Raw genomic sequence first — 5,966 nt, 5'->3', positions numbered from 1 at the left:
GCCTGGCCCGAGATCACGAAGGTGTCGGCGCCCGCGCCGCCGGTGGCGACGGCGTCGAAAGCCAGGAAGATCCTGTCGTCGCCGGCCCCGCCGCTCAGCAGATCGAACTGACCAAGGTCCGCGCCGCCACCGCTCAGGGTGTCGTTCCCGTCGCCGCCGTGCAGGGTGTCGGTCCCAGCCCCGCCGTCGAGGCTGTCGTTTCCGCCCTCGCCGAAGATCTCGTCGCCGCCGTCTCCGCCTTGCAGGGTGTCGCCACCCGCGCCGCCGCGCAGGACCTGGACGTCGTCCTCTGGCGCCGGCGGGGGTTCAAGCAGGGTGGCGTCCCGGGCCACGGGCTCCAGCGCTGCGGTGGCCGCGACCACCGCGGGGGTGGCGGTCTGCGGCTCCATCGGTTCCGACTCGATTTCGCTCCCGGCGGGCGCGGGCTTCTCGGCGTTGTCCTGCGCGCCCAGCAACTCGTGGCGCGGGTCATCCGGCGTTTGGGCGGTGGCGGCCAGCGGCGCGAGGGCGGCGACCGCGCCCAGAACCACGGAGGGCGCTGGGGAATGGGGGAGGGTCGCGGCGTCGGCCTGTTCGACGTCATGCATGAAGGCGGCGGCCACCACCAGGGCGACGACGAACTGCGCCTGGCGTCCGCTCAGCGAGACGACCACGTCGCCGCGCTGCTCGCGCCAGTCGGGGCCCAGCAGGCGGTCACAGGCGCTCCATAGGGTGTCACCCTCCTGGATCGCGTCGGCCGCGGCGTCATGGATCACGAACTGGCCGTCGATCCGGGCGATGTGAACCAGGACCTCTTCGTTGTCGTCCTTGATCACGCACCAGGGATCGCCGTCGTCGCTGACGCCGTAGACGGCCTCGACCTTGCCGCCGCCGGCCGAGAGCCGATCGGCCAGGTCCGCCAGCCGTTCGCGTTCGGCGGCGGTCCACCCGCCGCCGGCGCTGGCGCGCGGCGTGAACGGCACGACGTTGGTCATGACAACGGCAGGTCCCTAAGCCCGGTTGGCCAGACGCGCGCTGGGCGCATCCTGGACAACATCCCCGAACAGCAGCCGGAAGAGTTCCGGCTCATAATATCGCAGTAAGGTGCGGGCAAATTCGGCGGGATCAAGGCCGACCGCCTGGGCCCAGGCGCCCTGAGTCTCGATCGGCACCCGGCCAAGGCCGCTCTCCACCTGGGAGACGAAGGTGTAGTACCGCAGGCCCACCTGCACGGCGAGCTCGGCCTGGGTCAGGCCGGCGGCTTCGCGCCCGGCCTTCAACCACCGCCCCGCTTCCTGGCGCAGGCTTTTGGTCGCCGCGGCCCGCGCCGGATCGACCGCGCTTCTTGGCATCTGTCTCAACTCCATGACCGCGAGCGCCAATGGCCCGCAAAGCCATCTTGCAACATCCCGACGGGCTATGTACAGTAATTATGAAACGCGTAGATACGCCACGTATAACGCCTTGTCGTAGCCATAGCATGGTTCCACAGGCGCACGCCACCGTTCCGGAGACTCCATGCCCTTGCGCCACGTCCTGCTCGCCGCCGCCTCTCCCCTGTGCCTGTTGGCGGGCGCGGCTCACGCTGAAACGTCGATCGCCAACGAGCGGACCACGGCGATCACCACGGCCACGGCGGCCAGCGGCGCTCCCGACAGCATCAAGGTGACCAGCGCGGGCTCGCTGAAGCTCACCTCGGGCGCAGCGATCACCTTGAACAGCAACAACAATGTCACCCACGAGGGCTCGATCCTGATCCAGAACGCCGACGACGCCACGGGCATCCTGGTCCAAGGGGGCGCCACGGCCGAGGTCAAGATCAGCGGCAGCATCCAGATCGACGAAACCACCGAGATCAAGGACACCGACTCCGACGGCGACAACGACGGTCCGTTCGCCACCGGAAATCGCCGGTTCGGCGTGCGGGTCACGGGCACGCAGCCCTTCCACGGCCAGATCATCATGAGCGGCGGGAGCATCGCGGTCGAAGGCAACGACTCGGCGGGCATATCGGTGGAGACGGCGCTGGACGGCGCCCTGCGCACCGCCGGCGCGATCACCGTCAGCGGCGATCGATCGTACGGTGTCCACACCACGGGAACCGTGGGGGGCGATGTGGCGATCGTCTCCTCCGTCCTGGTCCAGGGCAAGGACGCCGTGGGCGTCGCCGTTGACCAGGGGGTCGGCGGGAAGCTGATCCTGGGCAACACCGTCACGGCCACGGGCTATCGCTACGCAAGCCGGCCGACGGCCGCCGTGATCGCCAAGTTGGACGCCGATGACCTGCTGGTCGGCGGCCCGGCCGTGCGGGTGCGCGGCGATGTGTTCGGCGGCATCGTGGTCGACGCGCCGCCGGCCGACCTGGACCCCAAGGATACCGACGAGGATGACGATGGCGTCGCCGACGCGTCTGAAGCCACCGGCTCGATCAGCTCGTTCGGCACGGCCCCCGCCATTTTGGTGGGCGACACCGCCCGCGACATCCGGCTGGGTCTGGGCGGGACCGGCGTCAACGCCTATGGCCTGAACATCAAGGGCACGGTCCAGGGCCTGGGCATCTATGACGGCGCCAGCGCGATGGGCGTCCAGTTCGGCGGCCTTGGCGGCAAGGTGGTCATCGACGGCGGCATCCGGGTCTCGGGGTCCATCGCCGCCGACGCGGCCAAGGCCAATGCGACGGCTCTGCGCCTTGGCGCCGGGACCACCACGCCGCTGATCCGCAACGAGGGCGGCTCGATCAAGGCCACGGGCGCCAGCACCGAGGCGGTGGACGTCCGCGCCATCCAGATCGACGCCGGCGCCTCGGCCGCCTATCTCGGCAATTCGGGCGTGATCTCGGCGGCCATCAGCGGAACCAAGGGCTCGGCCACGGCGGTCCTGGACTCCGCGGGCGGCCTGCGACTGATCGAGAACGTCCACACGATCGCCGCGACGATCACCCCAACGGACTCCGCGGCAGTCACCGGCAGCCGCGTGGCGCTGGATCTGCGGGCCAACACCGCCGGCGTCACGGTGCGCCAGGGGGCGAACGTCTCGGACAAGATCACGCCGACCATCACCGGCGACGTGCTGTTCGGATCGGGCGCGGCGCGGCTGGAACTGCTGGCCGGCGTGCTGAACGGCAAGGTGGCCTTCGGTTCGGGCGCCGACACCCTGGTGATCGACGGCGGGGCAAAGATGACCGGCGCCCTGACCGACGCCGGCGGCGGCCTGACCATGAACATCGTCAAGGGCCGGCTGACGGCCACCAACACCGACACGCTGAACCTCACCAGCCTGAACGTCGGCGCGACCGGCGAGCTGGTGCTGACCGCCGATTCCGTGGCCGGCAAGTCGACCCTGCTCAACGTGGCGGGCGCGGCCAATGTGGCCACGGGCGCCAAGCTCGGCCTGCGGTTCGCCACCAAGCTGACCTCGCCCGCCAGTTTCAGCCTGGTGAAGGCGGGATCGCTGACCGTGGGCACGCTGGACCAGAGCCTGCTGGGCTCGACGCCCTGGCTCTACAAGGCCGAACTGCGGGTTGACGCGGCCCAGAACACCATCTTCGCCGATGTCCGTCGCCGCACCGCCACAGAGGCCGGGCTGAACGCCGCCGAGGCCTCGGCCTACGAGGCGGTGTTCGCCAACTTCGACCGCGACGCCGGCGTGCGCGACGCCCTACTGGGCAAGACGGAGGCCGGGACCTTCGCCGGTCTCTACGACCAGTTCCTGCCGGACTATTCCGGGGGCCTGTTCCAGGTGCTGGCCGCCGCCTCGGACGCCACCAATCGCGCCATCGAGGAGGAGCAGCCCCTGCTCTCCCGCGACGGCCTGCGGGTCTGGACCCAGGAGGTCGGCCTGCTGATCAAGCGCGACATCGACCGTAGCGCCAGCTACGAGGCCGACGGCTTCGGCCTGGCCGGCGGGATCGAGGCGCCCGACACCAGCCTGGGGACGCTCGGCCTGCTGACAAGCTTCGTGAACGTCGATGTCGACCAGACCGGCTCCTCCACCGCCGAGACCCTCGGCGGCCAAGTGTTTTCGGCGGGCGTCTACTGGCGCGACTCGGTGGGCGGCCTGACCGCGAATCTGGGCGTGACCGGCGGCTATGCGGACCTGAAGAGCACGCGGGTGCTGTCGGACGCCGCCACCAGTCTGTCGCGGATCACCAAGTCGGATTGGAGCGGCGCCACCTTCGCTGTCCACGCCAACGCCAGCTACCTGTTCGAGGCCGGCGCCTTCTTCGCCAAGCCCCAGCTCAGCGCTGATTTCTTCCTGCTGAAGGAAGACGGACGCACCGAAAGCGGCGGCGGCGCGGCGGTGGATCTTGAGATCGACAAACGTTCGAGTTCACAGCTTGGCGCCTTCGCCGGCGTCACCTTCGGAGCGCGGCTGGGCGAGGAGAGCGCCTTCGTCTGGGTTCCGGAAGTGACCGCCGGTTGGCGTCAGGTCTCCGGCGACGGGGCGGATGTCACGACCGCCCGCTTCGTCGCCGGGGGCCCCTCGTTCAGCCTGGCCGCCCCGGAACTTTCCGGCGGCGGACCTGTTCTGCGGTTGGCGCTTCGGGGCCAAGCAGAATATTTCGACTTCGCGGTCGAAGCTGGCGGGGAGATTCGCGATGATTATGAGGCCTATGACGGCCGCGTGATCGCGAGATTCCTGTTTTAGAGTAAGGACTTAGGTATGACGCTCTTGGTCGGAGGGCTCTTGGCGGTGGCCGCAGTGCTGGTGAGTCTCGCCAGACGGACGGCGGGCCGCCCGCCGCTCTGGCGCTCGAAAGTCGCCTTCTTCGGCGCCTGCGTCTGTTTGTCGCTGGCCGTCGCCCTGGTGATCGTCGACCCCATGGCCCTGATTGAGACGCCGGTGCTGTTCGTCGCCGCCTACTGCCTGTTCGAGGGCGGCATGGCCCTGATCAGCCTGCGCGCCGCCCGCGGCCATGCCGCGCCGGCCTGGCTGCTCTAGCCGAACAGGTCCGCCTTGGCGGCAGGAGGCGGCGGCTCGGACTCCGCCCTGCGGCTCAACAGAAACAGCGCCGTCTCCGCGCGCCAGTTCTCCAGCGGTCCCTCAGCGTCGATCTGGCGGGGCGGCTTGCCTGGCGCCAGCGAGACGCAGGAATCGATTCTCAGGTTCAGGTCCGCGCACAGCGAGGTGAAGTCCCGCAGGGTGCAGAGGTGGATGTTGGGCGTCGACCACCAGGGCTCGGGGAGGGCCTGGGTCTCCGGCATCCGTCCCGTGGTGATCAGGGCCATCCGCACCCGCCAGTGGCCGAAGTTCGGCACCGAGACCACGGCGCGATCGGCGATCCGCAGCAGTTCCGACAGCACGTGCTTGGGATCGCGGACCTGCTGCAGGGTCTTGGACAGGATGGCGTAGTCGAACGCCTTGGTCGGGAAGTGGTCCAGGTCGCGGTCGGCGTCGCCCTGCACAACCGCCAAGCCGCGCGCCAGGCAGGCGCCGACGCCGTCGGACGACAGCTCCAGCCCCTGGCCGTCGATGTTTTTTTCCCGGGTCAGAAGCTCCAGCAGCTCGCCCTCGCCGCAACCGACGTCCAGCACCCGCGCGTCGGGCCGCACGAGCCGCAGAATCTCGCGGAAGTCGTCGCGCAGGGGACCGCTCACGCCAGGCCCCGCTTCTCGGCGTTGGACTCAAGGAACCCTCGCAGCGCCGAATCCAGCGCCGGCTCATCGAGGAAGAAGGCGTCGTGGCCCTTGTCGGTCTCGATCTCGGCGAAGCTGGCGCGGCAGCCGGCGGCGTTCAGCGCCCGTACGATGTCGCGGCTTTCGGCGGTCGAGTAGAGCCAGTCCGAGGAGAACGAGAGCACGCAGAAGCGCACGGCGCGCGCGCGCTGGAACGCTTTGGCCAGTACCCCGCCATGGCCGCCGGCCAGGTCGAAATAGTCCAGCGCCCGGGTGATGTAGAGGTAGGAGTTGGCGTCGAAGCGGTCGACGAAGCTGGCGCCCTGGTGGCGCAGATAGCTCTCCACCTGGAAGTCGGCGTCGAACCCCCAG

5 protein-coding genes and 1 pseudogene are annotated in these 5,966 nt (G+C 69.5%); 2 read left to right on the top strand and 4 right to left on the bottom strand.

Annotated features, from left to right (window positions below; translation table 11 throughout):
* Both RMO04_RS06250 and RMO04_RS06245 read right to left on the bottom strand, forming a co-directional pair.
* Window positions 1-974 (bottom strand): calcium-binding protein (locus RMO04_RS06250; protein WP_309643925.1); only part of this gene is annotated, 974 nt, incomplete at its 3' end.
* A 15-nt stretch (window positions 975-989) separates the two neighbouring features.
* The gene (locus tag RMO04_RS06245; protein ID WP_309643924.1) at window positions 990-1,331 is read right to left on the bottom strand and encodes a helix-turn-helix transcriptional regulator; all 342 of its coding nucleotides are present in this window, start codon (window positions 1,329-1,331) and stop codon (window positions 990-992) included.
* 166 nt (window positions 1,332-1,497) lie between these two features.
* Here RMO04_RS06245 and RMO04_RS06240 point away from each other — a divergent pair, with 166 nt between their 5' ends.
* Together RMO04_RS06240 and RMO04_RS06235 are read left to right on the top strand one after the other, a co-directional pair.
* Window positions 1,498-4,626, top strand: coding sequence for an autotransporter outer membrane beta-barrel domain-containing protein (locus RMO04_RS06240; RefSeq protein WP_309643923.1), 3,129 nt, complete (start codon window positions 1,498-1,500; stop codon window positions 4,624-4,626).
* A gap of 15 nt (window positions 4,627-4,641) precedes the next feature.
* The gene (locus RMO04_RS06235; protein ID WP_309643922.1) at window positions 4,642-4,920 is read left to right on the top strand and encodes a hypothetical protein; all 279 of its coding nucleotides are present in this window, start codon (window positions 4,642-4,644) and stop codon (window positions 4,918-4,920) included.
* On the opposite strand, the gene metW is transcribed toward RMO04_RS06235, so the two are convergent.
* Together metW and metX are read right to left on the bottom strand one after the other, a co-directional pair.
* Window positions 4,917-5,576, bottom strand: coding sequence for a methionine biosynthesis protein MetW (gene metW / locus RMO04_RS06230; RefSeq protein ID WP_309643921.1), 660 nt, complete (start codon window positions 5,574-5,576; stop codon window positions 4,917-4,919). The two genes, RMO04_RS06235 and metW, sit on opposite strands and share 4 nt — an antisense overlap.
* A pseudogene (gene metX / locus RMO04_RS06225) lies at window positions 5,573-5,966 on the bottom strand (homoserine O-acetyltransferase); the annotation flags it as partial. The gene metW and the pseudogene metX, both read right to left, overlap by 4 nt.

It is taken from the genome of Phenylobacterium sp. (assembly GCF_031412415.1).
Taxonomy (GTDB): Bacteria; Pseudomonadota; Alphaproteobacteria; order Caulobacterales; family Caulobacteraceae; genus Phenylobacterium.
Note: the sequence above shows the minus strand (reverse complement) of the source record. Positions and strands in the feature narration are given on the sequence as shown.